At 61.3% G+C, this 26,741-nt stretch carries 25 protein-coding genes, 1 tRNA gene and 1 pseudogene; 20 read left to right on the top strand and 7 right to left on the bottom strand.

Going from position 1 to position 26,741, the window contains the following annotated elements; translation table 11 throughout:
* Positions 1–14: 14 nt before the first annotated feature.
* The gene (locus tag N181_RS20425; protein WP_037396755.1) at positions 15–773 is read right to left on the bottom strand and encodes an SDR family oxidoreductase; all 759 of its coding nucleotides are present in this window, start codon (positions 771–773) and stop codon (positions 15–17) included.
* Positions 774–886: 113 nt separating this feature from the next.
* Between N181_RS20425 and N181_RS20420 the strand changes: the two genes are divergently transcribed.
* Positions 887–1,777 (top strand): LysR substrate-binding domain-containing protein, encoded by an 891-nt coding sequence (locus N181_RS20420; protein WP_037396836.1) that lies wholly within the window; start codon positions 887–889, stop codon positions 1,775–1,777.
* 80 nt (positions 1,778–1,857) lie between these two features.
* Here the strand turns inward: N181_RS20420 and carA are convergent, their stop codons facing one another.
* Positions 1,858–3,063, bottom strand: coding sequence for a glutamine-hydrolyzing carbamoyl-phosphate synthase small subunit (carA, locus tag N181_RS20415; protein ID WP_037396757.1), 1,206 nt, complete (start codon positions 3,061–3,063; stop codon positions 1,858–1,860).
* 324 nt (positions 3,064–3,387) lie between these two features.
* Between carA and N181_RS20410 the strand changes: the two genes are divergently transcribed.
* The 13 genes from N181_RS20410 to N181_RS20350 all read left to right on the top strand — a co-directional run bounded on the left by N181_RS20410 (position 3,388) and on the right by N181_RS20350 (position 17,527).
* Positions 3,388–3,837: a GatB/YqeY domain-containing protein gene (locus N181_RS20410; protein ID WP_037396760.1), complete on the top strand. Its 450-nt coding sequence runs from the start codon at positions 3,388–3,390 to the stop codon at positions 3,835–3,837.
* Between the two features lie 144 nt (positions 3,838–3,981).
* Positions 3,982–5,973, top strand: a complete 1,992-nt coding sequence (gene dnaG, locus N181_RS20405; RefSeq protein ID WP_037396763.1) for a DNA primase — start codon at positions 3,982–3,984, stop codon at positions 5,971–5,973.
* 275 nt (positions 5,974–6,248) lie between these two features.
* The gene (gene recQ, locus N181_RS20400; RefSeq protein WP_014329074.1) at positions 6,249–8,111 is read left to right on the top strand and encodes a DNA helicase RecQ; all 1,863 of its coding nucleotides are present in this window, start codon (positions 6,249–6,251) and stop codon (positions 8,109–8,111) included.
* A gap of 143 nt (positions 8,112–8,254) precedes the next feature.
* The gene (locus tag N181_RS20395; protein ID WP_014329073.1) at positions 8,255–8,545 is read left to right on the top strand and encodes a GIY-YIG nuclease family protein; all 291 of its coding nucleotides are present in this window, start codon (positions 8,255–8,257) and stop codon (positions 8,543–8,545) included.
* Positions 8,546–8,751: 206 nt separating this feature from the next.
* Complete coding sequence (locus N181_RS20390; protein WP_060563782.1) at positions 8,752–9,939, top strand: glycine C-acetyltransferase; 1,188 nt, start codon at positions 8,752–8,754, stop codon at positions 9,937–9,939.
* A 173-nt stretch (positions 9,940–10,112) separates the two neighbouring features.
* Positions 10,113–11,150, top strand: a complete 1,038-nt coding sequence (gene tdh, locus N181_RS20385) for an L-threonine 3-dehydrogenase (protein WP_014329071.1) — start codon at positions 10,113–10,115, stop codon at positions 11,148–11,150.
* A gap of 454 nt (positions 11,151–11,604) precedes the next feature.
* On the top strand, positions 11,605–13,659 hold the full coding sequence (gene rpoD / locus N181_RS20380) for an RNA polymerase sigma factor RpoD (protein ID WP_014329070.1): 2,055 nt from the start codon (positions 11,605–11,607) through the stop codon (positions 13,657–13,659).
* 323 nt (positions 13,660–13,982) lie between these two features.
* Positions 13,983–14,276, top strand: coding sequence for a GYD domain-containing protein (locus tag N181_RS20375; protein ID WP_014329069.1), 294 nt, complete (start codon positions 13,983–13,985; stop codon positions 14,274–14,276).
* 466 nt (positions 14,277–14,742) lie between these two features.
* A complete protein-coding gene (locus N181_RS20370) occupies positions 14,743–15,312 on the top strand; it encodes a transglycosylase SLT domain-containing protein (RefSeq protein ID WP_014329068.1) in 570 nt (189 codons plus the stop codon).
* A 106-nt stretch (positions 15,313–15,418) separates the two neighbouring features.
* Positions 15,419–15,772, top strand: a complete 354-nt coding sequence (locus N181_RS20365) for a DUF1428 domain-containing protein (RefSeq protein ID WP_014329067.1) — start codon at positions 15,419–15,421, stop codon at positions 15,770–15,772.
* A 169-nt stretch (positions 15,773–15,941) separates the two neighbouring features.
* Entirely contained in the window at positions 15,942–16,364 is a 423-nt protein-coding gene (locus N181_RS20360) for a secondary thiamine-phosphate synthase enzyme YjbQ (RefSeq protein WP_037396765.1), read from the top strand.
* A gap of 79 nt (positions 16,365–16,443) precedes the next feature.
* The gene (locus N181_RS20355) at positions 16,444–16,848 is read left to right on the top strand and encodes a ketosteroid isomerase-related protein (protein WP_014329064.1); all 405 of its coding nucleotides are present in this window, start codon (positions 16,444–16,446) and stop codon (positions 16,846–16,848) included.
* A 313-nt stretch (positions 16,849–17,161) separates the two neighbouring features.
* Positions 17,162–17,527 carry a hypothetical protein gene (locus N181_RS20350; RefSeq protein WP_037396770.1) on the top strand — a complete coding sequence of 122 codons (366 nt, stop codon included), beginning with the start codon at positions 17,162–17,164 and terminating at the stop codon, positions 17,525–17,527.
* Between the two features lie 311 nt (positions 17,528–17,838).
* Here N181_RS20350 and N181_RS20345 read toward each other — a convergent pair whose 3' ends face one another.
* Entirely contained in the window at positions 17,839–18,624 is a 786-nt protein-coding gene (locus N181_RS20345; protein WP_037396773.1) for an SIMPL domain-containing protein, read from the bottom strand.
* Between the two features lie 148 nt (positions 18,625–18,772).
* Between N181_RS20345 and N181_RS20340 the strand changes: the two genes are divergently transcribed.
* Positions 18,773–18,848, top strand: a tRNA-Ile gene (locus N181_RS20340).
* Between the two features lie 1,115 nt (positions 18,849–19,963).
* Here N181_RS20340 and N181_RS20335 read toward each other — a convergent pair.
* On the bottom strand, positions 19,964–20,245 hold the full coding sequence (locus N181_RS20335) for a helix-turn-helix domain-containing protein (RefSeq protein WP_081319019.1): 282 nt from the start codon (positions 20,243–20,245) through the stop codon (positions 19,964–19,966).
* On the bottom strand, positions 20,223–20,813 hold the full coding sequence (locus N181_RS20330) for a helix-turn-helix domain-containing protein (RefSeq protein WP_060563780.1): 591 nt from the start codon (positions 20,811–20,813) through the stop codon (positions 20,223–20,225). Before N181_RS20330 ends, N181_RS20335 begins: the two co-directional genes overlap by 23 nt.
* A 45-nt stretch (positions 20,814–20,858) precedes the next feature.
* On the opposite strand from N181_RS20330, the gene N181_RS35370 reads away from it, so the two are divergent.
* The 5 genes from N181_RS35370 to N181_RS20305 all read left to right on the top strand — a co-directional run bounded on the left by N181_RS35370 (position 20,859) and on the right by N181_RS20305 (position 25,454).
* Positions 20,859–21,293, top strand: coding sequence for a DUF6634 family protein (locus N181_RS35370; protein ID WP_342585826.1), 435 nt, complete (start codon positions 20,859–20,861; stop codon positions 21,291–21,293).
* Complete coding sequence (locus N181_RS20320; protein ID WP_234885913.1) at positions 21,290–21,595, top strand: metallophosphoesterase; 306 nt, start codon at positions 21,290–21,292, stop codon at positions 21,593–21,595. Before N181_RS35370 ends, N181_RS20320 begins: the two co-directional genes overlap by 4 nt.
* Before the next feature lie 10 nt (positions 21,596–21,605).
* Positions 21,606–23,534 carry an AAA family ATPase gene (locus N181_RS20315; RefSeq protein WP_060563778.1) on the top strand — a complete coding sequence of 643 codons (1,929 nt, stop codon included), beginning with the start codon at positions 21,606–21,608 and terminating at the stop codon, positions 23,532–23,534.
* On the top strand, positions 23,534–24,574 hold the full coding sequence (locus N181_RS33300) for a hypothetical protein (RefSeq protein WP_141322166.1): 1,041 nt from the start codon (positions 23,534–23,536) through the stop codon (positions 24,572–24,574). The genes N181_RS20315 and N181_RS33300 overlap by 1 nt, the downstream gene beginning before the upstream one ends.
* A 115-nt stretch (positions 24,575–24,689) precedes the next feature.
* Complete coding sequence (locus N181_RS20305; protein ID WP_060563775.1) at positions 24,690–25,454, top strand: metallophosphoesterase; 765 nt, start codon at positions 24,690–24,692, stop codon at positions 25,452–25,454.
* A gap of 234 nt (positions 25,455–25,688) precedes the next feature.
* On the opposite strand, the gene N181_RS20300 is transcribed toward N181_RS20305, so the two are convergent.
* Both N181_RS20300 and N181_RS34890 read right to left on the bottom strand, forming a co-directional pair.
* Entirely contained in the window at positions 25,689–26,525 is an 837-nt protein-coding gene (locus N181_RS20300) for a haloacid dehalogenase-like hydrolase (RefSeq protein WP_060563773.1), read from the bottom strand.
* A 67-nt stretch (positions 26,526–26,592) separates the two neighbouring features.
* Positions 26,593–26,741 (bottom strand): annotated as a pseudogene (locus tag N181_RS34890) (arsenical resistance protein ArsH); the annotation flags it as partial.

Below are 26,741 nucleotides of genomic sequence, written 5' to 3'. Positions count from 1 at the left end.
CTTTTGACCGGGTCTCAGGCAGCGGAGAGCTTCTGGCCAAGGCCGCCATCGACGGCGAGCTTTGCCCCGGTGGTGAAGGTGGCCTCGAAGGCGAGGAAAAGAACGGCGCGTGCCACTTCGTCGGCGGTGCCATTGCGCCTCATCGGCGTGACGGTGTCGCCGAGCGCCTTGAACTCGGCGCGTTCGGCATCGCTCAAGCCCGCCACACCCTTGGTCGGGGTGTCGACGAAGCCGGGACTGACCGTGTTGACGCGGATGCCGCGCGGCAGAAGCTCGACCGCGAGCACGGAAGCGAAGGAGACGAGTGCCGCCTTGGTGGCGCTGTAGACGCTCATGCCGGGGTGACCGCCCTCGTCGGCAACCGATGACGTAAAGACGATCGAGCCGCCTTCGCGGATCAGCGGCGCCAACCACTGCACGGTGAAGAAGGCTCCCTTGGTGTTGACCGCGAACTGACGGTCGTAGGATGCCTCACTTACCTTGTCGAATGTCTCCAGTTCCGAGATGCCGGCATTGACGTGCAGCAGGTCGATCGCGCCGAGCTTTTGGCCGACGGCAGCGCCGAGCATTGCAATATCGTTGAGATCGGCAAGGTCCGAGCGCAGGGTGTGTACGCGAGAGCCGAATTCCCGCCTGACCTTTGAAAGATTGTCCTCGTTGCGCCCGGTCAAGAATACGTCGGCGCCGCCATCGACGAGGCGTGTGACGGTCGCCAGCCCCATGCCATGCGTGCCGCCGATCACGACGGCCTTCTTGCCTTGATAGATTGTCATGTCTTCCTCTTCGTTCAAATCAGACGATGAGGTAGATGTGCATTCGTGGACGAATATATGCTAGATCAGAAAATGTGGACCTATCGTTCACATGCGTAGACGATTGAGTGATCATGGCGAACCTGAACGACTTCATCTTCTTTGTCCACGTGGTCGACCATAAAGGCTTTGCCGCTGCGGCGCGCGCGCTCAATCTGCCAAAATCGACGCTCAGCAAGCGGGTGGCCGAGCTCGAACGGGTCCTTGGCGTCCGCCTCATCAATCGGACGTCGCGCCGCTTTTCGGTGACCGAGACGGGCGAGGATTTCTATCGCCATGCGGCAGCCATGCTCATCGAAGCGGAGGCTGCGGAGAATATCGTGAAGGGCCGGCTTGCCGAGCCGAGCGGTGCGGTCAGGATCACCGCTTCGGTGCCGACGGCTCAGCTCTCGCTTGCTCCCATACTGCCGCAGCTTGCGCTCGCCTATCCGAGGCTGCGCGTGATCCTGCACGCCACCGACCGCTTCGTCGATATCGTTCAGGAAGGCTTTGACCTTGCCGTTCGCGACCATTTCGCGCCACTTCCGGATTCCGGCCTCGTCCAGCGTCGCGTCGGATCGCAAGCGAAAATGCTTGTCGCCGCGCCTGTCTATTTACACCAGCGGGGAATGCCCGCGGAGCCCGAGGAACTGGCGCAACACGACGGCCTGATGACATCGCTGACGTCGGACGGCTGGGCGATGGAGCACGCCGATGGTGCGAGCGTGGAGGTTTCACCGAAGCCGCGTTTCGTAGCGGACGAGTCCCGTGTCCTGCGCGAAGCCGCGATGGCGGGACTTGGCATTACCACCTTGCCCGGCAAGCTTTGCCAGGACGAGATCGCAAGCGGCGCTCTGGTCAGAATCCTGCCGGAATGGACCGCGGGCAAAGTGATGACGACCATCCTGATGCCGCATCGGCGCGGCCAGTTACCGTCGGTGCGCGCGACCGTCGATTTCCTGGCCGCTCGCCTTGGCGAGGGCTGACATAGGCTGCTGCGCCATACCACAAAGCAGAAGGCCCGCACACGCGGCGGGCCTTTCATGATAATTCTGGAACCGCGTGCTCAGCGCTCGGCGAGTGCCGGTTCGCCCTTCTTCTCGCGGATGAGGTTGAGGAACCGGCGGAAGAGATAGTGGCTGTCCTGCGGGCCAGGCGAGGCTTCCGGGTGGTGCTGGACCGAGAAGACCGGCTTGCCGTTGACGCGCAGGCCGCAATTGGTGCCGTCGAAGAGCGAAATGTGAGTCTCTTCAACACCTTGCGGCAGCGACTTCGAATCGACCGCAAAGCCGTGGTTCATCGAGACGATCTCGACCTTGCCGGTCGTGTGATCCTTGACCGGATGGTTGGCGCCGTGGTGACCCTGATGCATCTTCTCGGTCTTGGCGCCGAGCGCCAGGGCCAGCATCTGGTGGCCGAGGCAGATGCCGAAGACCGGGATATCGCTTTTCAGCAGGTTCTTGATCACCGGTACGGCGTATTCGCCGGTGGCGGCCGGGTCGCCCGGGCCGTTTGAAAGGAAGATGCCGTCCGGCTTCAAGGCCAGGACTTCGTCGGCGCTCGTCTGGGCCGGAACGACCGTGACCCGGCAATCGAGGCCGGCGAAGAGGCGCAGAATGTTGCGCTTGACGCCGTAGTCGAGCGCCACGACGTGATAGGCGGCTTCGGTCTCGCCAAGTGTCGAGTGGCCTTCGTTCCAGACCCAGGGCTTCTCGTTCCAGCGATAGGACTGACCCGAGGTCGCGACCTTGGCGAGATCGAGCCCCTCGAGGCCGCTCCAGGCTTTCGCTTCCGCCTTCAGCGTCTCGATGTCGAAGACGCCGGCCGGGTCGTGGGCGATGACGGCGTTCGGCATGCCGTTCTCGCGGATCCAGGCGGTCAGCGCCCGCGTGTCGATGCCGCAGAGCCCGATGACGCCGCGTGCCTTCAGCCAGGTGTCAAGATGCTTGACGGCGCGGTAGTTGGAGGGATCGGTGATGTCGGCCTTGAAGATCACGCCGACGGCGCCGTGGCGGGCGGCGGGCGTCAGATCCTCGATATCCTCGTCATTGGCACCGATATTGCCGATATGCGGAAAGGTGAAGGTGACGATCTGGCCGAGATAGGAGGGATCGGTCAGGATTTCCTGATAGCCGGTCAGCGCCGTGTTGAAGCAGACCTCGGCCTGAACCTTGCCGGTCGCGCCGATGCCCTTGCCTTCGATCACCGTGCCGTCGGCCAGAACGAGCAAAGCGGTGGGTTTCTGGGTTGTCCATGCGGGTGTCGCGGTCATCGTTCCTATCCCGTTGCGGCGGAAGGCGCGGCTCCAAGCCGGTCGGTTCAGCCCCATTTCAAATTGCATGCGGCATGGCGCGCGGAAGCCCCGCGAGAAAGAGGTTCATGCCGATGTTCGTGCAGGTGCCGGAAAATAGACAAAGGCGTTCGTCGGGTCAACCGGCGGCCGTGAATTGGCCGGAAATAAAGTTCGTTACAATTCAACCAGTTGCGCATTGGGTTTGATTGTACCTGCCGCACTGGTTTAAGACGAGGATAGCAATGAGGCAATCGAACGGTCCGGACGCAAGCAGCTGGGGCCGGCTTCGGCATGGAGAAAGAGATGCGCGAGCAGTTCGCAAACGCCCTGAAGGAAGCGCTGAAAGCCAAGGACACTCGGCGGACTTCGACCGTCCGGCTGATGCAGGCGGCCATCAAGGACCGCGACATCGCCAATCGCGGCCAGGGCAAGGATCCGGCCGGCGACGACGAGATCATGCAGATCCTCGCAAAGATGATCAAGCAGCGCGAAGAGTCGGCCCGCATCTACGATCAAGGTGGCCGCCCGGAACTCGCCGAGCAGGAGCGGCAGGAAATCACCATCATCAACGCGTTCCTGCCCGAGCAGTTTTCGGAGGAGAAGATCCGGGAGCTCTGCGTCGCAATCATCCAGGAAACCGGCGCCCAGGGCTTGCGCGACATGGGCAAGTGCATGAACGCGCTGAAGGAGCGCTATCCCGGCCAGATGGATTTCGCCAAGGCTTCGAGCATCCTCAAGGAACTGTTGAAGTAATCCGCTACGCCTCGCGCTATCCGCGGGCGCGGCCCTTGTTTCCCGCATCCTTCGGTGATCGCCTGTGAAAAGCGGGCAAGACCGGCGGGGAACGGTGGCTTCCTCCCGCCATGCCGCTTATATGGAAGCTGGCCAGAGGTACCCATGCGCTTTTCACCGTCCTTCCTTGACGACATCCGCGACCGCGTTCCGATTTCGGACGTGATCGGCAAGCGCGTCACCTGGGACCGGCGCAAGACCAATGTGTCGCGCGGCGACTATTGGGCCTGCTGCCCCTTCCACGGCGAGAAGTCGCCGAGCTTCCATTGCGAGGACCGCAAGGGCCGCTATCATTGCTTCGGCTGCGATGTTTCGGGTGACCATTTCCGTTTCCTGACCGACCTCGAAGGCCTGAGCTTCCCCGAAGCGGTGCAGCAGATCGCCGATATGGCCGGTGTCCCGATGCCGCAGCCGGACCCGCAGGCCGAGCGGCGGGAGCGGGAACGCACGAGCCTGCTCGACGTCATGGAGCTGGCGACGCAGTTCTTTCAGGACCAGCTCCAGACCGCGACGGGCGCGAAGGCGCGTGCCTATCTGCGCGAGCGCGGCCTGACCGGCCGGACGATCGAGACATTTCGACTGGGCTTTGCACCGGACAGCCGCAACGCGCTGAAGGAGTTTCTCGCCGGCAAGGGTGTTGGCAAGGAGCAGATCGAGGCTTGCGGTCTCGTCGTGCATGGGCCGGATGTTCCGGTCTCCTACGATCGCTTTCGCGACCGTATCATGTTTCCGATCCTCTCGGCGCGCGAGAAGGTGATCGCCTTCGGAGGGAGGGCCATGTCGCCCGATGCGCCGGCGAAATATCTGAACTCCAACGAGACCGAGCTCTTCCACAAGGGCAATGTGCTCTTCAATTTCGCCAGGGCAAGGCGGGCCTCGCAGGGCGCCGGCGGAACCGGCACGATCATTGCCGTCGAAGGCTATATGGACGTGATCGCGCTGCATCAGGCGGGCATCGAGAATGCCGTGGCACCGCTCGGCACGGCGCTGACCGAGAACCAGCTCGATCTCCTCTGGAAGATGACGTCCCAGCCGGTGCTCTGCTTTGACGGCGACGGTGCCGGCATCCGGGCCGCCAATCGCGCCGTCGACCTGGCGCTGCCGCATCTGAAGCCCGGTCGCTCCGTCCGTTTCGCCATGCTGCCGGACGGCAAGGACCCGGACGACCTCGTCCGTCATGAGGGGCGGGAGCCGTTCGACAAGGTGCTTGCCAATGCCCGCTCGCTGGCCGACATGGTCTGGATGCGCGAGGTTCAGGGCGGCGGGTTCGACACGCCGGAAAAACGCGCCGAGCTCGAAGCGCGGTTGAGGCAGGTGACCTCGGTCGTTGCTGACGAGAGCGTGCGCCGCCATTACGGCCAGGACATGCGCGACCGGCTGAACGCCTTTCTGCAGGGCGGTGCGCCGTTCAGGGGGGAGCGGCGGCCGTTCGAGCGGGGCGGGCGAGAGCGCGGTGGTCGGCAAGGCGGCGGCTTTCGCCATGCCGGCGGCGAGCGCAACGCCGGCCCGACCACGATCTCCGACCGGCTGGCGCGCTCCTCCCTTGTCAGTGGTCAGCAGGCGGCGCCGTCACTGCGCGAAAGCGTGCTTGCGCTGACGATCGTCAACCACCCGCAACTGCTTTTCGACGAATATGACGAGATCTCGACGATCGAGTTCGATCATCGCGATCTGCAGCGTTGCTGGGCGGTGGTTCTCAACGCCGCGGCGGCGAACGGCCCACGGCTGACTCGGGAAGGGCTCGTCGAGCAACTGGAGGCGGAGGGTTTCGGTACCCTGATCGGCGCACTGGACCAGCAGATCCGCTATGCGCGGCTATGGACCGCGACGACGGCCGCGGCACCCGAGGATGCGCGCGAGGGCTACCTGCAGGCGCTGGCGCTTCACAAACGCACCAAGGCGCTCAACTGGCAGCGCCGCGAGCTTGAAAGGGAACTGGCGCATGCCACCGAGGAAGCCGATCTCGAGGCCGTACCGCAGCTGTTGCGTACCCTTAACGAGGTTCAATTGGAAGTCACCCGGCTCGAGAATCAGGAAGCAATCATCGAAGGCTTTGGCGTGCTTTCGGGGAGAGTGAAGGGGCCGGCGGCGCGGTGAGACCTTCTCGCGAACCCCGGTCATCTGGACACCCCTCCCCAACCCCTCCCCCAAGGGGGAGGGGCTAGGCGCATGCGACTCCGACCGGCGCATTTTCAGCCTTCTGCATCAGGCGGGGGGCTTGACGCAGAAGCGGCCAGGAAGCGGCTCCGGAAGCCCCTCCACCTTGTGTGGAGGGGTTGGGGAGGGGTTGACGGAGGCTAAAGGCCGATCTCCCGACCGCGTTGCTCCGTCTTTCCAAAATCCAATTCCGTACGCGCTCACGAGGCGATTCCATGCCTGAGACCCCCCATACCACCGCGCGCCTGTTCGAGACGCAAGGCATCGCCAATCCCCTTGATGTGCTCAAGCGCGTCTATGGCTTTTCCGCTTTCCGCGGACAGCAACAGGGCGTCGTCGAACACGTCGTGGCAGGCGGTGATGCCGTCGTACTTTTCCCGACCGGGGCCGGCAAGTCGCTCTGCTTCCAGATACCGGCGCTGTGTCGGAAAGGCGTCGGCATTGTCATCTCGCCGCTGATCGCCCTGATGCGCGATCAGGTGGAGGCGCTGAAGCAGCTCGATATTCGTGCGGCCGCGCTCAATTCCTCGCTCACCCGCGATGAGGCGATCGCCGTCCGTCGTGCGCTTTCGGCGGATGAACTGGACCTGCTCTACGTCACGCCGGAGCGTGCTGTCACCGACGGCTTCGCCGAGATGATCGGCGACATGGACATCGCACTCTTCGCAATCGACGAGGCACATTGCGTCTCCCAATGGGGGCACGATTTTCGCCCGGAGTATCGCGGCCTCAATTGCCTGGCGTCGCGCTTTCCCGGCGTGCCGCGGGTTGCGCTGACGGCCACCGCCGACCACCATACGCGCGACGACATCATCGAGCGGCTGGCGCTTCAGGGCGCGCGGGTGTTCACCACCAGCTTCGACCGGCCAAATATCGCCTACGAGATCGTCGAACGCGACCAGCCGCGCCAGCAGCTCCTGCGCTTCCTGTCGCGCTTCAAGGACTCGAGTGGCATCGTCTATTGCCTGTCGCGCGCCAAGGTCGAGGACACGGCGGAGTGGCTGACAGGGCAGGGCATTCGCGCCCTTCCCTATCACGCCGGCATGGATCGCGCTTTGCGCGATCGGCATCAGGATGCCTTCCTGAAGGAGGAAAACCTCTGCCTAGTGGCGACCGTCGCCTTTGGGATGGGGATCGACAAGCCGGACGTGCGCTATGTGGCGCATCTCGACATGCCGGGTTCGGTCGAGGCCTATTACCAGGAGACGGGACGGGCAGGGCGCGACGGGCTGCCGTCGGAAGTCTGGATGGCCTATGGCATGGCCGACGTCATCCAGCGCCGGCGCATGATAGACGAGGGCGGCGCGCCGGACGAGATCAAGCGCATCGAACGGTCAAAGCTCAACAGCTTGCTTGCGATCTGCGAAACGGTCGGCTGCCGGCGCCAGGCGATCCTTGCGCATTTCGGCGAGGCGCATCCCGGCCGCTGCAGCCACTGCGACACATGCCTGAAGCCGGTCGAAACCTGGGACGGCACGGAAGCGGCGATCAAGGCACTCGCTGCCGTTTATCGGACCGGCGAGCGGTTCGGCACCGGGCACGTCATCGACGTGCTGATGGGGACCGTCAACGACAAGACCGAGCGCTTCGGCCATGCCGATATGCCGGTCTTCGGCGCCGGCAAGGACCTGCCGGCGCGCACCTGGCAATCGGTTTTCCGCCAATTGCTGGCCGCAGGGCTGATCACCGTCGATCATGCCGCCTTCGGTGCAATGAAGCTCGAGCCCGAGGCGCGCGCTGTTTTCAAGCGCGAGCGACAGGTGCTCTTCCGCAAGGATCGGCCCAGTTCCGGCAAGGCGCGCGGGCAGAAATCGACATCGGCTCGCGAGCGTTCGGATCTCGCCGGTTCCGACCTCGAGCTTTTCGAGAAGCTGCGGGCGGAGCGGTTTTCGATCGCGAAGGAATTGAACGTCCCGCCCTATGTGGTCTTCCCGGACACGACCTTGATCGCCCTCGCCAAGCAGCGACCCCGCGATTTCGACGACCTCCTCGACATACCCGGCATCGGCGAAAGCAAGCGCGAGCGCTACGGCGAGGCCTTTCTGGCGGTGATCGATGCTTTTGAGGAGGGCGGCTGACGCGTCGAGTCATTCACGGCGCCGACGCGCCGTGGCTGGATCCCTGTGACAAGCACAGGGATGAGGGCGGGGGTGATTGCACTCTGTTCAACCATGACAACTTTCACTTGCTGACATGCCGTCCAATATGCACGCTGCGGCCAATGAAAGGTTACGTCTACATTCTGGCTTCCAAGCGAAACGGGACGCTCTACATGGGCGTCACGCGGGATTTGTCGCATCGTCTGTTTGAGCATCAGAACGACCTGACGCCTGGCTTCACGTCAAAGTATGGCGTGAAGACACTGGTCTGGTTCGAGGAGTTCGACCTGCTTACAACTGCTATCACCCGCGAAAAAACCATCAAGAAATGGCCGCGGAAATGGAAGCTGAACCTGATAGAACAGATGAACCCGGAGTGGGAAGACGTCGCTCACTATCTGCATGGACTGTAAAGCCATTACGCACGTCCGTCTCGGCGTAGGCCCCACCTCCCTCATCCCTGTGCTTGTCACAGGGATCCAGCAGCGCCGCGTCGGCGGCGCGGAAGGCGCTTGAATCCCGCGCGTTTCGCCTCGACAATGCAGCGAGAATTTGCTGTTCGTCGTTAGCCATCGTGCTATTTGTCTAGACAAACCCCTTTGTTCGAAAGCGACCAGCCATGACCTCTGCTTTCCTTTCTCACCTCCGTTCGGAACTCGAGGGCTTGAAAACGGCCGGGCTCTACAAGGCCGAGCGCGTCATCACGTCCAAGCAGGCGGGCGAGATCGAAGTCGCCTCCGGCGAAAAGGTTCTGAATTTCTGCGCCAACAACTATCTCGGCCTCGCCGATAACCAGGAGCTTGCCGAGGCCGGCAAGAAGGCGCTCGACCGCTACGGCTACGGCATGGCATCGGTGCGCTTCATCTGCGGTACGCAGGAGGAGCACAAGCAACTCGAGGCGCGCATCTCCTCCTTTCTCGGCTTGGAGGACACGATCCTCTATTCGTCCTGCTTCGATGCCAATGGCGGGCTTTTCGAGACGCTGCTCGGCGAGGACGATGCGATCATCTCGGACGCGTTGAACCACGCCTCGATCATCGACGGCGTGCGGCTCTCCAAGGCGAAGCGGTTCCGCTACGCCAACAACGACATGGCGGCGCTGGAGGAGGAGTTGAAGAAGGCCGAAGGCAGCCGCTTCAAGCTGATCGCCACCGACGGCGTCTTCTCGATGGACGGCATCATCGCCAATCTCGAGGGCGTCTGCGATCTGGCCGAGAAATACGGCGCGATGGTGATGGTCGACGACAGCCACGCGGTCGGTTTCGTCGGCAAGCATGGCCGCGGTTCGGCCGAGCATTGCGGCGTCGAAGGCCGGGTCGATATCATCACCGGTACGCTCGGCAAGGCGCTCGGCGGCGCCTCCGGCGGCTATACCTCGGCCAAGACCGAGGTCGTCGACTGGCTGCGCCAGCGTTCGCGGCCTTATCTCTTCTCCAATACGCTTGCACCGGTGATCGCTGCGGCCTCGCTCAAGGTCTTCGACTTGATCGACAACGGCGATGCGCTTCGCGAGCGGCTCTATGCGAACTCGGCACTCTTCCGGGCCGAGATGTCAAAGCTCGGCTTCACGCTCGCCGGCGAGGGGCACCCGATTATCCCCGTCATGCTGGGCGATGCGGCGCTGGCCCAGGAGATGGCGGCGCGCATGCTGGCAAAGGGCGTCTACGTCATCGGCTTTTCCTTCCCGGTGGTGCCGAGGGGGCAGGCGCGCATCCGTACCCAGATGTCGGCGGCGCATAGCGAGGCGGACGTGCGTCGCGCGATCGCAGTTTTTGAAGAGGTCGGCCGCGATCTCGGCGTGATTTGAAGGAGTAGCCCCTCTCCTCGGGTTTAACCCGAGGACTAGCCCTCTCCCCGCTCGCGGGGAGAGGGGACTTGGGGCGGCGCGGCGGATCGCAGCGGGATTCCCTCTCCCCGTCTGCGGGGAGAGGGTTAGGGTGAGGGGCAAAGCTGCGTGAGACGCGGAGGAGTAATCTTGCAATGACCAACATGATGAAGGCGCTGGTCAAGACGCGGCCGGAGGTCGGGCTGTGGATGGAACGCGTGCCGGTGCCGGAGGTCGGGCCGAACGATGTGTTGGTCCGCGTCAAGAAATCGGCGATTTGCGGCACCGATGTCCATATCTGGAATTGGGACCAGTGGGCGCAGAAGACAATTCCCGTACCGATGGTCGTCGGCCACGAGTTCATGGGCGAGATCGCCAAGGTCGGCTCGGCGGTCACCAAGCACCATGTCGGTGAACGGGTTTCCGGTGAAGGCCATATCGTCTGCGGCAAGTGCCGCAACTGCCGGGCGGGCAGGGGGCATCTCTGCCGCAACACGCTCGGCGTCGGCGTCAATCGGCCGGGCTCCTTTGCAGAGTTCGTCTGCCTGCCGGAATATAATGTCGTTACGATCCCGGATGATGTGCCGGACGAGATTGCCGCCATCTTCGATCCCTTCGGCAATGCCGTGCATACGGCGCTCTCCTTCGATCTGGTCGGCGAGGATGTTCTGGTCACCGGCGCCGGGCCGATCGGCATCATGGGCGCGCTGGTCGCCAAGCGCTCGGGAGCCCGCAAGGTGGTGATCACCGACATCAACCCGGTGCGCCTCGATCTCGCCCGCAAGCTTGGCATCGACTATGTCGTCGATGCCTCGAAAGAGAACCTCGCCGATGTGATGCGGTCGATCGGCATGACCGAAGGGTTCGATGTCGGGCTCGAAATGTCGGGTGCGGCACCCGCCTTCCGCGACATGATCGACAAGATGAACAATGGCGGCAAGATCGCCATCCTCGGCATTGCGCCGGCCGGCTTCGAGATCGACTGGAACAAGGTGATCTTCAAGATGCTCAACCTCAAGGGCATCTACGGCCGCGAAATGTTCGAGACCTGGTACAAGATGATCGCCTTCGTCCAGGGCGGGCTCGACCTCTCGCCGGTCATCACCCACCGGATCGGCATCGATGCGTTCCGCGACGGCTTCGAGGCGATGCGTTCCGGCAATTCCGGCAAGGTGGTTATGGATTGGATTTGAGGCGAATCTGCCCGGGCGCCTCGTTCAGGCCATTATTGGTACATATAGGCCCCCGCCGGAAAGCCCGCGGCCCTTGTCTTTTGGCAGGTCGCACCTACATCTTGAGCGAAAGCTGATAGACAGCGCAAATACCCGCTGGTCGGCCTTTTTTGCCGATTTGGGCGGTTTTCCACCGGAAACGCTTGACGGGATCGAAAATTCTGGGAATCACCATTTCAAGCAGAAATGGCGACATGGTACGGCGGATAGGAACTCATGCCAGGGACGATTCAGTGGCAGGACTGTCGAAGCTTGCCCGCTCAACCACGATCGCTGTCGTGGTTAATCAGGAATTAAACATCATCCCGTTACGTCAGGGGAAATGAGTCGGTGGCGGGTGCGCGGCGCGCCCGAACCCCCGAGCGGTATTGGGCACCGGGCGCATGCCGGTTGCGACAAGGAAAGCGACGAATAAATGGCAACAAAAGTCAAAGAAAACGAAGAAGCAGACGTTGAACGCGAAGGCACTCCGGACGGTCCGCTTCTCGATCTTTCCGACGACGCTGTCAAGAAGATGATCAAGGCCGCCAAGAAGCGCGGCTATGTGACGATGGACGAACTCAATTCCGTCCTGCCTTCCGAAGAAGTCACCTCTGAGCAGATCGAAGATACGATGTCGATGCTGTCCGACATGGGCATCAATGTCATCGAAGACGAGGAAGTCGAGGAAGCGGCGGGCGGCGACGAAGAGGATAGTGGCGACGACGGAGAGAGCGAAGGCGGCGAACTCGCGACCGTCAGCGGCACTGCGCTGGCGACCGGCAAGAAGAAGGAGCCGACAGACCGTACCGATGACCCGGTGCGCATGTATCTGCGCGAAATGGGCTCGGTGGAGCTTCTCTCCCGCGAAGGCGAAATCGCCATCGCCAAGCGTATCGAGGCCGGCCGCGAAACGATGATCGCGGGTCTTTGCGAAAGCCCGCTGACTTTCCAGGCGCTGATCATCTGGCGCGACGAACTGAACGAGGGCCAGACGCTGCTGCGTGAGATCATCGATCTCGAGACCACCTATTCCGGCCCTGAGGCCAAGGCGGCCCCGCAGTTCCAGAGCCCGGAAAAGATCGAGGCCGACCGCAAGGCGGCCGAGGAGAAGGAAAAGGTCCGCAGATCGCGGACTGCGGCCAATGACGACGACATCACCAATGTCGGCGGCGAGGGCCAGCCGGTCGAGGAAGAGGAAGAGGACGACGACGAGTCCAACCTGTCGCTCGCCGCGATGGAAGCGGAACTGCGCCCGCAGGTGATGGAAACGCTCGACATCATCGCCGAGACCTACAAGAAGCTCCGCAAGCTGCAGGACCAGCAGGTGGAAGCACGCCTGGCCGCGACCGGCACGCTCTCGCCGGCCCAGGAGCGCCGCTACAAGGAGCTGAAGGACGAGTTGATCAAGGCAGTGAAGTCGCTGTCGCTCAACCAGAACCGCATCGACGCGCTGGTCGAGCAGCTTTACGACATCTCCAAGCGGCTCATGCAGAACGAGGGGCGGCTGCTGCGTCTTGCCGAATCCTACGGCGTCAAGCGCGACTCCTTCCTGGAGCAGTATTCCGGCGCCGAACTCGATCCGAACTGGATGAAGTCGATCAGCAACCTTGCCGGCAAGGGCTGGAAGGAATTTGCCAGGGCCGAGAACCAGACGATCCGCGACATCCGCCAGGAGATCCAGAATCTCGCGACCGAGACCGGCATCTCCATCGCCGAGTTCCGCCGTATCGTCTCGATGGTGCAGAAGGGCGAGCGCGAGGCGCGTATCGCCAAGAAGGAGATGGTCGAGGCGAACCTGCGTCTCGTCATCTCCATCGCCAAGAAGTACACGAACCGCGGCCTGCAGTTCCTGGATCTCATCCAGGAAGGCAATATCGGCCTCATGAAGGCGGTGGACAAGTTCGAGTACCGCCGTGGCTACAAGTTCTCGACCTATGCGACCTGGTGGATCCGGCAGGCAATCACCCGCTCGATCGCCGACCAGGCCCGCACCATCCGCATCCCGGTGCACATGATCGAGACGATCAACAAGATCGTCCGTACCTCGCGCCAGATGCTGCACGAGATCGGCCGCGAGCCGACCCCGGAGGAACTGGCCGAAAAGCTCGCCATGCCGCTCGAGAAGGTGCGCAAGGTGCTGAAGATCGCCAAGGAGCCGATCTCGCTCGAGACCCCGGTGGGCGACGAGGAGGATTCGCATCTCGGCGATTTCATCGAGGACAAGAACGCCCTGCTGCCGATCGACGCGGCCATTCAGGCGAACCTCCGCGAGACGACGACGCGCGTCCTCGCCTCGCTGACGCCGCGCGAGGAACGCGTGCTGCGCATGCGCTTCGGCATCGGCATGAACACCGACCATACGCTTGAGGAAGTCGGCCAGCAGTTCTCGGTGACCCGCGAACGTATCCGCCAGATCGAGGCGAAGGCGCTGAGGAAACTCAAGCATCCGAGCCGTTCGCGCAAGCTGCGCTCGTTCCTGGATAGCTGAGCAAAGGCCGGCTCTTTCAGTGAAAGCCATGGAAGCCGGGCCGCAACGCCCGGCTTTTTTTGTATCGGCCGCTTCGTACTGTCTGTAGGCCCCCGTCGCGAGCGCCGCTGAACTTGTTCGGTTCCGGCGTGGGTATTATACTTCGCAGCTTGCAGCGAAAGGGGGCACTGTTGCAGTGCGAGAGGAGTAGTTGCACCGCAGGCGTCCACCGTGCCTTAGAGCGCCGGACCTTCAACGCGTGAGAAGCGCTCTAGCCTTTTCTTGGAACGGAGCATTTTAGACGCTCTTATTCGAGGGCGGGGTGCTCCTGCGGGAGGTGTGAGATGACCACTTACGTCGTGCTCCTCAATTGGACCGATCAGGGTATCAAGTCCGTGCGTGAGTCGCCGAAACGACTGGATGCGGCCAGAAAGGTGCTTGAGGAAATGGGCGGTTCCTTCAAGGACTTCTACCTCACCATGGGCGAATATGACATGGTGGCAATCTGCGAAGCGCCGGACGACGCGATTGCCGCACGGTTCTCGCTGACGCTCGGTACTTACGGCAATGTACGCACCCGGACGTTGAAGGCCTTCCCCGAGGCCGCCTATCGTGAACTGATCGGCACGCTCGGCTAGAGCACCGTGCGTTCGGCTCGGTTACGGGGCGCTTCCTCCAATAGTCGCCCCTCATCCGCCTACCGGCACCTTCTCCCCGCAAGCGGGGCGAAGGGGTATGCCGCGCCGCCCAAATCCCCTCTCCCCGCCTGCGGGGAGAGGGCCAGGGTGAGGGGCGAGGAGTAGGAAAAGCCGAAAGGGGTGGCAGCAGCACACGCTCATTTCAGCGCCATTTCCGGAGAGGATTTGCGCCGCGCCGCGGATGGCGTTGCGAAACGGGTCGTCGAAGCTGACGCCGTCGATCTGCCAATGGTAGGCTCTCCCGGGGTGTCGCGGTCGGCGATCCAGCCGCGTGCCGCGTCACTCCATTCTAACGTGCCGGCGAGTGCCACATCGCCGCCGGGCTCGTCCAGTCGTTCAACTTCGCTTCAAAACCGTTCCTTAACATTTACGCTTTATCAATCTCTCGCATATGAGAGGTTCCGCGATGCGTTGCGTTTTTGTCGTCGTCCTCCTGTTGCTGGCCGGCTGCGGAACGGTGCCGAGAGATACCCGGAACGCCTGTGCGGTTTTTGAGCAGAAAGATGGCCTTTTCAACAATTGGCGCCGGGCTGCCTATGCGGCGGAGCGCGAGTACGGCGTGCCCGTCCCCGTGCTGATGGCGACGATCTATACGGAGTCCGGCTTCCGCCACAATGCACGGCCGCCGCGCACCAAGCTCTTCGGCTTCATTCCCTGGACGCGGATCTCTACGGCTTACGGTTACTCACAGGCGCTTGACGGCACCTGGGCCCGCTACCAGGCCGAAACCGGGCGCTGGATGGCGCGGCGGACGGACTTCGAAGACGCGATCCGCTTCATCGCCTGGTACCACAATCAAAGCCACCAGGAAAACGGCATCGCCCTCAACGACCCCTATCGGCTTTACATCGCCTACTATCACGGCCACGGCGGCTATGCGCGGGGCAATTGGAGCGATACGGCAAAGACGGGCGCCAAACGCGCCAGCAACGTCGCAGCGCTCTACGCGCGCCAACTGCAGGGCTGCGGCGGGTGAGGGCTGTTGATGGACCGGTCGCCCGCCCCTTAAAAAATTGCCTCGGCGTGTCGGAACCTTTCCGCCCCGGCCGTCCTTTGTTGTCTTTCAACGGAGGAGACGGACAATGGCTTATGTGGATGGTTTTCTGATCGCGCTGCCGAAACAAAACATCGAGGCATACAAGGATCTGGCCCGCAAGGCCGGCGAGGTCTGGAAGGAACACGGTGCCGTGAATTACGTCGAATGCTTGGGCGACGACGTTCCCTATGGCGAAGTCACCTCGTTTCCGCGGGCGGTGCAGGCCAAGGAGGACGAGACGGTCGTCTTCTCGTGGGTCGTCTACCGGTCGCGCCAGGACCGCGACGCGATCGTCGCCAAGGTGATGGCGGATCCGCGGCTGCAGGGCGACGAATGGAAATCGATTTTCGACGGCAAACGGATGATCTATGGCGGGTTCGAGGCCTTCCTGGAACTGTGACCTGCGAGCGGCATGGGAAAGGCGGCGGGCCGTCCGTTCGAGGGACGCCCGTCGGCCAAGGCTCTACGCAACGCCTGAGCGGTTCTTTCAATCCGGATGATTTCCGCGATAGAGTTTTTTGGTAACGGGCGCAGCGCGTAAGCGCGTGCCGCCATTCGGGACGACAGTATTGCCGCAGACCGTCATCACCATCGCCACAAGAGGGCAGGGGCTCTACGAGTTCACCGGCGAGGCCGCCGATTTCGTCCGGTCGTGCGCGGTGTCGGAGGGGCTGCTCACCGTTTTCGTGCGTCATACCTCCGCCTCGCTCATCATCCAGGAAAACGCCGACCCGGACGTCCGACGCGACCTCAGCGAATTCTTCCGTCGCCTCGTGCCGCCGGCGTCCGATCCTTCGATGGGCTGGATCACCCACAGCGAGGAGGGGCCGGACGACATGCCCGCCCATATCAAGGCGGCGTTGACCCAGGTCTCGCTCGGCATTCCGGTGATAGACGGGCGGCTGGCGCTCGGCACCTGGCAGGGAATCTACCTTTTCGAGCACCGCGATCGCCCGCATCGCCGTGAAATCGTCCTGCATCTCGGCAGTTGACGCTGTGCTCCCCTCCGGACTGGCCCATCTGAAGATTGCTGCTGTAGAATGAACGGCATGCTGATACGAGGAGGAGACGATGACGGACGCCCAGACCATTGCCGCTCGCTTCATCGAGGCTGTGAACGACCGGGATTTCGAAACGCTCGCAAGTCTCCTCGACGACGATATCGCCTTCGATTCGCTGACCGGTCAGCGCACCCTCGGCATCGGGCCGCTCCGGACCTGGGTGATGAGCTATCTGCGCCATTTCGACGAGAGCTTCGGCGACATCGTGCTGATGCGCGACGCCTTCGGGCAGCGGGTGGCGGCCGACACGACCGCGCGCGGCACTTACCGCGAGACGATGGCCGGCTTCCCGGCGGCGTCGGGCCAGGCCTATGCCATCCCGAGCGTGTTTATTTTCGAGATCGAGGACGGACTCATCACGCGGCTCAGCCACTATCGCAACCTCAAATTGTTCGAACGCGAACTCTCCAGTTGACTGGAGGCGAAAGAAAATCACTTCTTTTCAAAGCGTTAGAATCTCGCTTGCGCAGCCGAAAGGAACGAATCCGTCCTTTTGTCGTTTCCCCTTGAACGGGAAGAGAAAAGCGCGAGCGGTCGTCCGTTCACGTCCCCCGCCTGCGACCTGCCGCAATTCCGGCCGAATCGGCTGGGATTGGCGCGGTGGGGCGGGTCTCATCCTGAACGCCGCATGAACGAAGGGTTCCGGTGCCGTTCAGCTTGTCCAGACTAGATTTGGATCAATCGATGAGAGAGTGACCGCCAACCCCTTCGCTAAACGGAGAAACGCCATGAGGAAATTTCTTGTAAATGCAGCCGTCGCCGCCGTTGTCGGACTGACCGGCCTTGTCGGTACGGCCACCACGGCTTCTGCCGATGCGCTGGTCTTCGAATTCGGCCAGGGCGGCGGCGTTCAATACCGCGAACGTGACTATGATCGCTGGGATGATAGGCGCGATCGGCGCGACCGCTGGGACCGCCGCGGCCGCTGCGAACCCTGGCTCGCCGTAGACAAGGCCCGTGACCGCGGCCTGCGCCGCGCCCATGTTGCCGACGTCTCGCGCCGCCAGGTCGTCGTCCAAGGTCGCCGTCACGGTGATCGCCAGGCGATCATCTTCGCCAATGTCCGCGGCTGCCCGATTATCGGTCGCTGGTAAATACAGTCTTTCGGTCTTCCCCGGCTGACGGAAAGGGAGCCCCGCGCCAAGCGTCGGGGCTCTCTTCTTTTGATGTTATGGAGAGGTCAGCCCTGGGCCCTGGGCTGGAATATACCTGAAGCGCCGCGCGGTCTTCCCACACTCCACGACAGCGGCCTGCTGCGCCTCGCCGGCTGCGACGAGAGGCTTGTCACAGGAATCCAGGCCAGCCCAAGTCCTTGGGCTGACGAGACTCTTGTGCGCCGCGGACGCTGCGCTGCCCTCATCCCCGTGACAAGCACAGGGAAGAGGGCGAATACAGTCGATCGACGTTACTGATTGACCGCGAAGGTGACGTTGACAGTCACGCTATAGGCCTGCTCGCCGGTTGCGATCGGCACCTGATCGGCGGCGAATTCCTTGGCCATGCTGCGCATCGGCACCGGCGGCTCCGCGCGCGACGGCTGTTCGGAAAGCTCGACCAGCCGGCCGAGCGAAACGCCGGCCGCCTCGGCCAGCACTCTCGCCTTGTTGATCGCATCGGCGACGGCCGCCTTGCGGGCCTCGGTGATCACGGCGTCCGGCTTGTCGTTGGTAAATTCGATGCCGCCGCCCTGGTTGACGCCGAGCGTCACCGATTGATCGAGGATTTCGCCGAGCTTCGTCAGATCGCGCACGCGCACGCTGACGCCGTTGACGACCTGGTAGCCGACGAGTTCCGGCGGGCGGGCGCTGCCGTCGCTGTTCTGCGGGTAGTTGTATTGCGGCATGATCGAAAAGCCGCTTGTCTGCAGGTCGCGCTCGGCAATGCCGGACTGTTTCAGCGCCGCCAGCACCTCGGCCAGCGCCTTGTTGTTGGCGTCGAGCGCCTCGCGCGCCGTCTTCGCATCCTTGACGACGCTGAGCTGCACGATCGCCATGTCGGGCGCCGTCGTCGCCCGGCCTTCGCCGGAAACCTTGATCAGCGCCTGTCGGCCTCTCGCCGCGTCCGGGCGCCCCTTGCCGTCTGGCCTGCCGGCACCGCTGTCCTGCGCCGCCGCGGCCGCCGCGAAAGCACCGGCAAAGGCGGCGGTCATCGCCGCGACTTGGACCGAGCGGGCAATGCGTGTGGAAATCATGGATGTTACTCTCCGGTTGTTATCCGTCAAATCCATGCTTATCGATTGTGTAGGCATTGCGGCAATGGCTTGTCGGCAAAAAGGTTTTCCGCTAGAGGCATTCGAGCCTGCGAATTGCCATTGGTTCGCGGCGGCCGGACGACCGGCAGGGCCTGTAGCTCAATGGTTAGAGCCGGCGGCTCATAACCGCTTGGTTGGGGGTTCGAGTCCCTCCGGGCCCACCACTTTTTCCAGGGATTTGTTCCGTGCGGCCCGTATCGCCGGTTTCCCTTGGTCGACAGAATGACGGCTCTATATAGCCTTCTGTCCGGTATATTTTACAGGAAATGAACGGTGTTTTCAAACACTTAGTTGACCGCTGGATTGGTCCCTCCCGCGATCCGCCGAGCTGTTTCGGCCTTGGAACGTCGCTTGACCGCTCGAGCGACGGTTCGAACCGCGCCGTCCTGCGGCGGCTAGGCGGGAATCTACTCGCAGAGCTCCAGCGGTTTGGTCAACGGAACGGTCGACAAATCAGGTCCCGTCCCTTGTATGGAACAATTGGGAAGTATGGGAGGAGCGATTGGCTATCAGTTCGCCGCTTTTCGCTTTTGTTAGCCGTCACCACAGGCCGGCTGCGCCGCCCGCGCGGATGCATCACGGTCAACTCCAAACATACCCCAAATCTCAAGCCAATGCATTGGAATTGCTCCGGGCGAGGTTCTTCCGGGCCTGTCTCCGTCCAAACCGCGGACGTTGTAGCCGGCCGCTCCATGAGACCGGAAAGGCTACCCGCTTGGGAGTCGACTCAAACGGTACGAAGCGCGGGTCGTTTATTTGCGGCGAATTGAACATCTCGATCCCCGCGCCTTCGTCTATCAACCATCGCGACCTGGACCTAGCATCCACCGATCGCGGATTTCTTTTTGATACCCATTGGCACGGTTGCCAACGATGTGCAGGCGGCGGGCCCGGGTAACCGCGACATTGATAACTTTTGGTATGGAAAGCGCCCATTCGGTGTTCTTCGCACTGGTCGCTGGTTCGACTCCTATCGGAACGCCAGGATTTCCGCGGATGAGTCATTTCCCCATAAGCAGCTGGGCAGCGACTTGGGCAGCATCCGCTTGTTCGCGCTTTTGCCGGAGAGAGGCCAGGATAAAGCGAGAAGGTCTCCGCTTTCTCTCGTGATCAGCACGAAGTCTACAGCATCGTCGCGCTAATCAACAGCCACTCTGGCTCATTGGAGATTGAATCCGCGCTGGTTGAGCCAGGATAGGTGAGACGTCTGCCGGAGGCCACGAGCGGGGATGCGGCATCCGTGGCATCGAACCGGGACGGAAGGCGGTAGGCGGAATCCCTAGACAATTTTGATGTGAAGGGAGCCGCTTTTCGAACGCCAACGGACACCGGCACCGATGAGTTCGTTTCGTTTGTCATTCTCGGCGATAAACTGAACGTTGTTAGCCTCGATGACCTCCCGCAGCTTTCCGCTGGTATAGGCGGTCAGCGGTCTCTTGTTGCGCTCGAAGTCGCTGAGCGCCTTCTGCGAAACACCCGACCTGCGCGCGAGCTCAATCTGGCTCCACCCCAGCAGCGCGCGGGCCGCCCGTATCATATCAGCCGTCAACACCGTCGCCATTCGGTACCGCCTCTTCTGAAAGGTTCGGGGACCCCGGCGCTGCCCACCTCACGCCGACTCGATAAAACCGCCCCGTGTCGACATCTCCCCAGCCGGTAAAACGAACGCCCATGGCCTCATAGAATGTCCGCAACTGCGCCGCCGCGTCGGACCACATCGCGCCACGTTCGAGCGCCCGTATGGTTTTGAGTGGAAGCCCGCTCTTTTCGGCGACGTGAGCCTGCTCCCAGTTGAGCAAGCTTCGCGCCGCCAGAAAGGACACTCCATAGGTCGTGCTGTGAAACTTGGACGTTTCGGAGAGGTCCGAGCCCGGGCCGGGCGGTCCCCGAAAGCGCGCGCCAGCACTGGCGATTTCCCTCCCGATGCGTGCCTCTCCCAAAAATTCTATCCCGCGTCCCTCGTAGAATTTGATGAGCTGCAAATTCGTCTCAAGAAGCGAATTCTTCCCGCTTTCCGCTGCCGAAAGAGACTTCTGCGTCATTCCCGCAGCCGCCGCGGCCTCCCGCTGGGAGAGACCAAGAAGGGAGCGCGCCACCCGGAGCGCGTCGGCTGAGGTCGGTGTCTTCATGCATCGGAGAAGCCGGTCTCGGAAAAAAAAGTCAACAAATCGCTTATGAGGTCTTTCAATACTTCAGAGAATCAAGTTATTGTCTCAAATGAAGTCTTACTGAATATCAAAAGGGAACTCGCTGTGGGCGATCACGCTGATTCGGTTTTTGGGAGATGGTTTGGGATGTCGCCAGCAAGTCTTGCAGCGACGCTAAGGTCACTCGCGGATGACCTTGAGGCGTCGAACAGTATCGACGATGTCGGAGCTCTGCCAGCGGTGGCGATCAACAGCTGGGCGATCGTGCAACGGCCCGTTCCGTGTTTGATCGGCCGCACGTTGGGTCACCCTTCAATTGGCGATGGAAGGGCCGCGTTGTCTAGCCAGCTCTTCTATCTCGATTCCGAACGCGAAATCGCTCGGACTATGTCGCGGTGGTATCGGCTGGGTACTCGCGTTGATCCCGACTATTGGAACAAACGAGGCGCGAGGCGGTCATGAAAGCGTGGATTTTTTCAGACCTCCACACCGAGTTCGACGAGAAGGTCACTCCCTTGGAGGTTCCCGCAGCCGACGTCTGCATTTGTGCGGGTGACATCTGCGACGGCGGTCCTGCAAAGACCGTCCGCTACCTTGGCGAACATGTCTCTCGGTCGATGCCGGTAATTTTGGTCCCCGGCAATCACGAGTACTATCGCAGTTCAATCGTCGAGGGGCTGCGAGAAGCGCTGGACACTGCTTCCGATCGCTTCCCTAACGTCCACGTGTTGAGCCGTCGTGCAATTATACCCACGAATTTTTGAGGAAAGAGCAATGCCGACAACAACACGTTCCGCCAAACGCACACGTGTGCCTTGGAAGACGGATACGCAGGTCCGCAATACGACTGTCACGTTGCCCGTTTTCATGGCGTACTGCGGGGTCGCGGCGTCACTCCGGGCTTGGAACATATCGCATTCCAAATTCATTGTGACCCTTCGAGCCAAGGATGATTTCTACTACCCGGTCTATGCGGAAGCGGTGGAGGCTTTCGCCGCCGGCATCTGGACGTTCCGGGAGTTCACATCCTACGCCTACGAATGGAAGGACCGGTCATTTCGCGATGAGATGGAGGCTCATAAAAACAAAAGAGCGATCTTCATCGCTCCGCCCGACTACAATCTCGACGACGACGAGAGACTGTTTTCCGACGCGATTTTGGATTTGAAGCCGCGGACGAGGCGACATGCAGAGGCCGCGCTTCGACGTGCCGGTCTGCCGCTATCTGACCGGGACGTCGACCTACTTCTGTCGGAGCCCTGGCCCCGATTGGTCAAGGCTTTTCAGGATCGCCGTCATCCCATGCTTGCCCTGGAGAGATTGCGAACTCATTCGCGCGTGCCGGCGAAACCCACGCCCGAGGTCGCTAAACCGTTGGGACCGACACTTGCCGACATGCACGGATACGGACCTGCGCTGGAATGGGGAACCAATCTTGCGAAAGACCTCGCCGACTACAAGGCGGGTGTTCTCCCATGGAGCGATGTCGACAATGGGGTCTTGCTTTCCGGACCTCCAGGTGTCGGAAAGACGATGTTTGTGAGCGCGCTCGCCAATTCCTGCCAAGTGCCGATCATTTACGGTTCGGTTTCTGAATGGCAGGAAGCAGGCGCGCTCGACAGTCACTTGAAAGCCATGCGGGCTTCCTTTGCCGAGGCGAAGGAGAAAGCGCCGTCAATATTGTTCGTCGACGAGGTCGATACATTCGGCGATCGGACAGAGGCGGATCGAAACCGCGGCTATTTACGAGCCACGATGGCGGGGTTCCTGCAGCTTCTGGATGGTTTCGATCGTCGCGAGGGCGTCGTTGTGATCGGAGCCTGCAATTATCCCGACCAACTCGATCCCGCGATCCGGCGGCCAGGGCGGCTGGATCGGCAAATCGAAATTGCGCTTCCTGATGCGAGGTCACGGATATCGATCCTGGCATTCCACAGCGGCCTTGAGCTGGATCAGTCCCAGGCCGAGAAGTTCGGCATGGCGACAAATGGCATGTCGGGTGCCGACATCGAACAACTCGTCCGGGATGCCAAGCGGGTGGCGCGGCGGCGTGTGGAAGTCCTTTCGGGAGATCACATCATCGAGCAATTGCCGAGGGTAACGGAGCTGCCGGAGGAGTTTCTGCGCTCGCTTGCCGTTCACGAGGCAGGTCACGCTATCGTGGCATTCGAAATCGGCTACGGGCGCGTGAGCGAGGTCAGGATTTCGCGCTACAGGATCGAAGGGAAACGCAGTGGACTGGGCTACGTTCACTACGGTCAAACCGGCGATCGGCCAATGACAAGTGCCGACTATCGCAACGCGATCGCCGTGTGCCTCGGCGGAATAGCTGCCGAACTGGAAATCTTCGGGTCATTTTCAGACGGCTCTTCGGGCTCTGAAACCGCAGACCTCAACAGGGCAACCGAGCTAGCGACAATTCTCGAGGGAGGTCTCGGCATGGGGCATACCCTCGTCGTCGAAGATCAGGTCCAACTAGAGCGATTGCGCACATACAATCCGGAATTTCGGAGACACGTTCACACGGTCTTGCAAAGCGAGTTCGAGCGCGCGAAGTCCGCAATTCGGACGTGGCGGATCGCTCTGGATGCCATCGTCGAACGGCTGATGGAGTCAACCATGGTGTCTGGGGATGAGGTCTTCGAAATCCTAGACAGACATCGACGACCGACAGTGAGTTTAGCCAAGAGGGCGGCCACGTGATGGCAAAAGCAAAGCGACCTTGCAACGGCCGAAGCGCCAAGTCGAAAACGGCATTGCCAGGCTCCTTGGGAGAGGCGCTCGACAACGCTGGTTTCACACCCCTTGGACGCCGCATCTCGGTCGGTGGACCTAAGCGTGGCGATGAGAAACGGCGATCGACCACCGTACCGCAGCTCGAGACGTCCGGAGGTCGCCTCGATCGACCGAGCGCCCCAACGTGGACCGCGCCGGTCATCGAGTTTCTTGCGGACAATCTGCCCGGCGATCCTTCCGTCGCGTGGGACCACCTCTCTATCACAGCGTACGAGGTTGGTTGCGAAGCGTTGGCGGCACTCGGACAGGCAAGGACGATATTTGGCGGAGCAATACCGATCGCTGAACCGGAAATACCTGAAGTCCTACCACGCTGGGATGACGTAGCGACCGCAGTCGTTTGGGTCGCTGCGCAGAGCAACCTTCTCGGTTACCGTCATTTCGCCGGTTCACGAGGGCAGCCAAGTCCGACGGGGCGCTCCAGGCCAAACATCCGTGCCTCGCACGGTTGCGGTCCAGCTTACCTGGCACCCGAAGCGTTCAGCGCTTTTCGAAGTCTGGGGCTAGTCATTGACGGGCGGTGGACCGAGGCCGCGGAAACGATCTTGTGGCGTGACGATCCGCCCGAATGGGGGATCGATTTCACTCGGGACGACCGCTTCCTTACCGCATGCAGTTCGGCGCTGGAGAGCGTTCCTGCAGACATTGCCGCCGAGATCGAAACGATCGCATTGGTAACCGACGACGAAGTCTCCGAGCGGTATGCGCTCGAGGTGAAGCATCGAGCCGAGCCGAGAACGAACGACGAAATCCGGGTCATGCTGGAACGTTTCCATCGGTATGACCTGGATGCGCTGTTCTGCCGCCGATGGCGTCTTCAGGACGGGTGGCTTCCACCGGATGAAATTAAACGGTCGCTCCGCTTGCTTTACGACCCGCTTGCCATGGAAATGAGGCGGGCGTTCGCGGTTCGATACCTGCCTCGCCATCCGTTTCTCTCCAAATAGGACCTGCGTCAATTGGAAGGCGCGGACGGAATTGGGATCGACCGCACGCGTCCGAAAGCGCGGTTCCTTCGGCACCCATCCGCTGCGATGGGTCGGCACGACAAAGGATACATGAATGCGAATCTGGATCGTTTCCGATCTCCACTTGGAATTCGGATGGCCATTTGAAGAGTTGCCGCCGGACGACGTCGACGTATTGGTATGCGCAGGGGACGTACTTACGAAAGGTGTGGTTCCCAGCATCGACTGGCTGGCCAAATTCGCGCCCGACCTCCCAGTTGTTTTCGTCTCAGGCAACCACGAGTTCTACGGGGCTTGCCTGCAGTCAGGCATTCTGGAAGCCCGCGAAGCCGCGAGGTTCCACCCGCATCTTCATTTCCTGGAAAACGATGCGGTTGAGATCGGCGACGTCCGGTTCGTCGGCGGGACTCTATGGACCGATTTCCGGCTTTTCGGACGAAATCCCGGGGTCAGCATGTCGTATGCCGAAAGCGGGATGAACGACTTCAAGAAGATCAAGTTTTCAAAGACGCCATATTGCAGGTTCAAGCCAATCCATGCGTACAGGCAGCACGTCGAGACCAGGGACTACATCGCTGCCGAACTCCGTGAACGTACGGGCCGGAAGACCGTGGTCGTCACGCATCATGCGCCATCTCCTCGCTCGATTGCCGCCGAGTTTCGACATGATCCGCTTTCGGCTTGCTATGCTTCGGATTTGGATGACCTGATCAAGGAGGACGGACCAACGCTGTGGGTGCACGGACACGTCCATCACCGTAGCGACTACCTGGTTGGCGATACACGGGTTGTCTCGAATGCTCGAGGTTATCCAGGGGAGAGTACAGGGTTCGATCCGGGTCTTGTTATTGAAATCTAACATTTCCCCACTGTGGCCCAAATCGGTCATGTATCGCGCCAAGCATGCGACTATAGTAGACGAACCATGCTTGGAAGGCTGCTAAGTAAACCAACGTCGCAGTGCTATAGCGCTAGTACACGTAGTCGCTCGGCGAGGATGTTGTCGAGCGCGACGCTCCTAACCCCTCTACCAAGACGAGTCAACGCTTCGGCCTGCGAGAGCGGCTAGTCAGCCAAGTCGGTCGTTGCCTCACTACTCCCTGAGGCTTTGCCCATGATTGCGAGCAATGCGCCCGAGAATGCCCTTGATGATAATATCTAGCTGGGACTTCTCCTCGTAGCTGGCGGGCGCGACAAAGTCGGCACGACCATCCGAGATGAGGCGGTGTATTTTTGAGAGGTCCCGCTCCGACCGGTCTTGATCGTACACTGCGACCGAATGCCCACCCTGGTAGGTCAGCATTTTCATCGTGGGAATATCAGTGTCTCCGTCTCCGAGGAAGATCATCCGATCGAAGGGAATCGGTCGGTCCTGCTCTGGCATGTACTGATTAACCGCTTCGTTATTCCAATGATTGTCGATACCCTTGTTTATGCGGAACAGATACTGGGTCTTTGTCGTATAATTGATACCCACGCCCGGCCAAGCGGCGACGTCATTTTCGTAGATGAATTTCGACGCGAAGATGCGGTGAAAGTAACTACGAATGGCGCAACCCTCTATCATCTCGTGGATGCCTGACGAAACGATGTAGTGTTCAAGTTCCAATCCGTTGTCAGAGGCAAACGAATTGATCCGGTTAAACCAAGAGCCGTCCGCCAAGCCGGGAAATAGTGGCGCATCCTTGCCATGTTTGCGTAGGTCATTCACGGTAATGGGGGCATTCATCTCGCGCGACTTTTGCAGCATCAGATGCATGTAGACGAGTATTTCATCTGCGTCGTGCTGACGCGTCCGGGCTTTGACCTCGTCCCAGAAGTCCTTTGTCGTCATTCCGACCTTGGGAATAAAGCTGGTCTCCTGAAGATTCCCCTTAGCCAATGTGCCGTCGAAATCGTAAATGATCGCTGTGCGCAGAGCTTTGCTCATATAGTTCCTCTTTGTTTGACTCGTCGGCTTAGCGACATGGCAATTGCACTGGTCATCCGTCCCCGAGTCAAACTGACTTCAGCGACACCCGCTTCTCAAGCTTCGCGGCGTCTTCCCTCCGCTCGCTGTATCGATCTGTCAGGTAGCTGGAGCCATCGCGGGTGAGCAAAGTGAACTTCACCAGCTCCTCGCAGACGTCGACGACACGGTCGTAGA

It is taken from the genome of Sinorhizobium fredii USDA 205, assembly GCF_001461695.1.
GTDB classification, from domain to species: domain Bacteria; phylum Pseudomonadota; class Alphaproteobacteria; order Rhizobiales; family Rhizobiaceae; genus Sinorhizobium; species Sinorhizobium fredii.
Note: the sequence above shows the minus strand (reverse complement) of the source record. Positions and strands in the feature narration are given on the sequence as shown.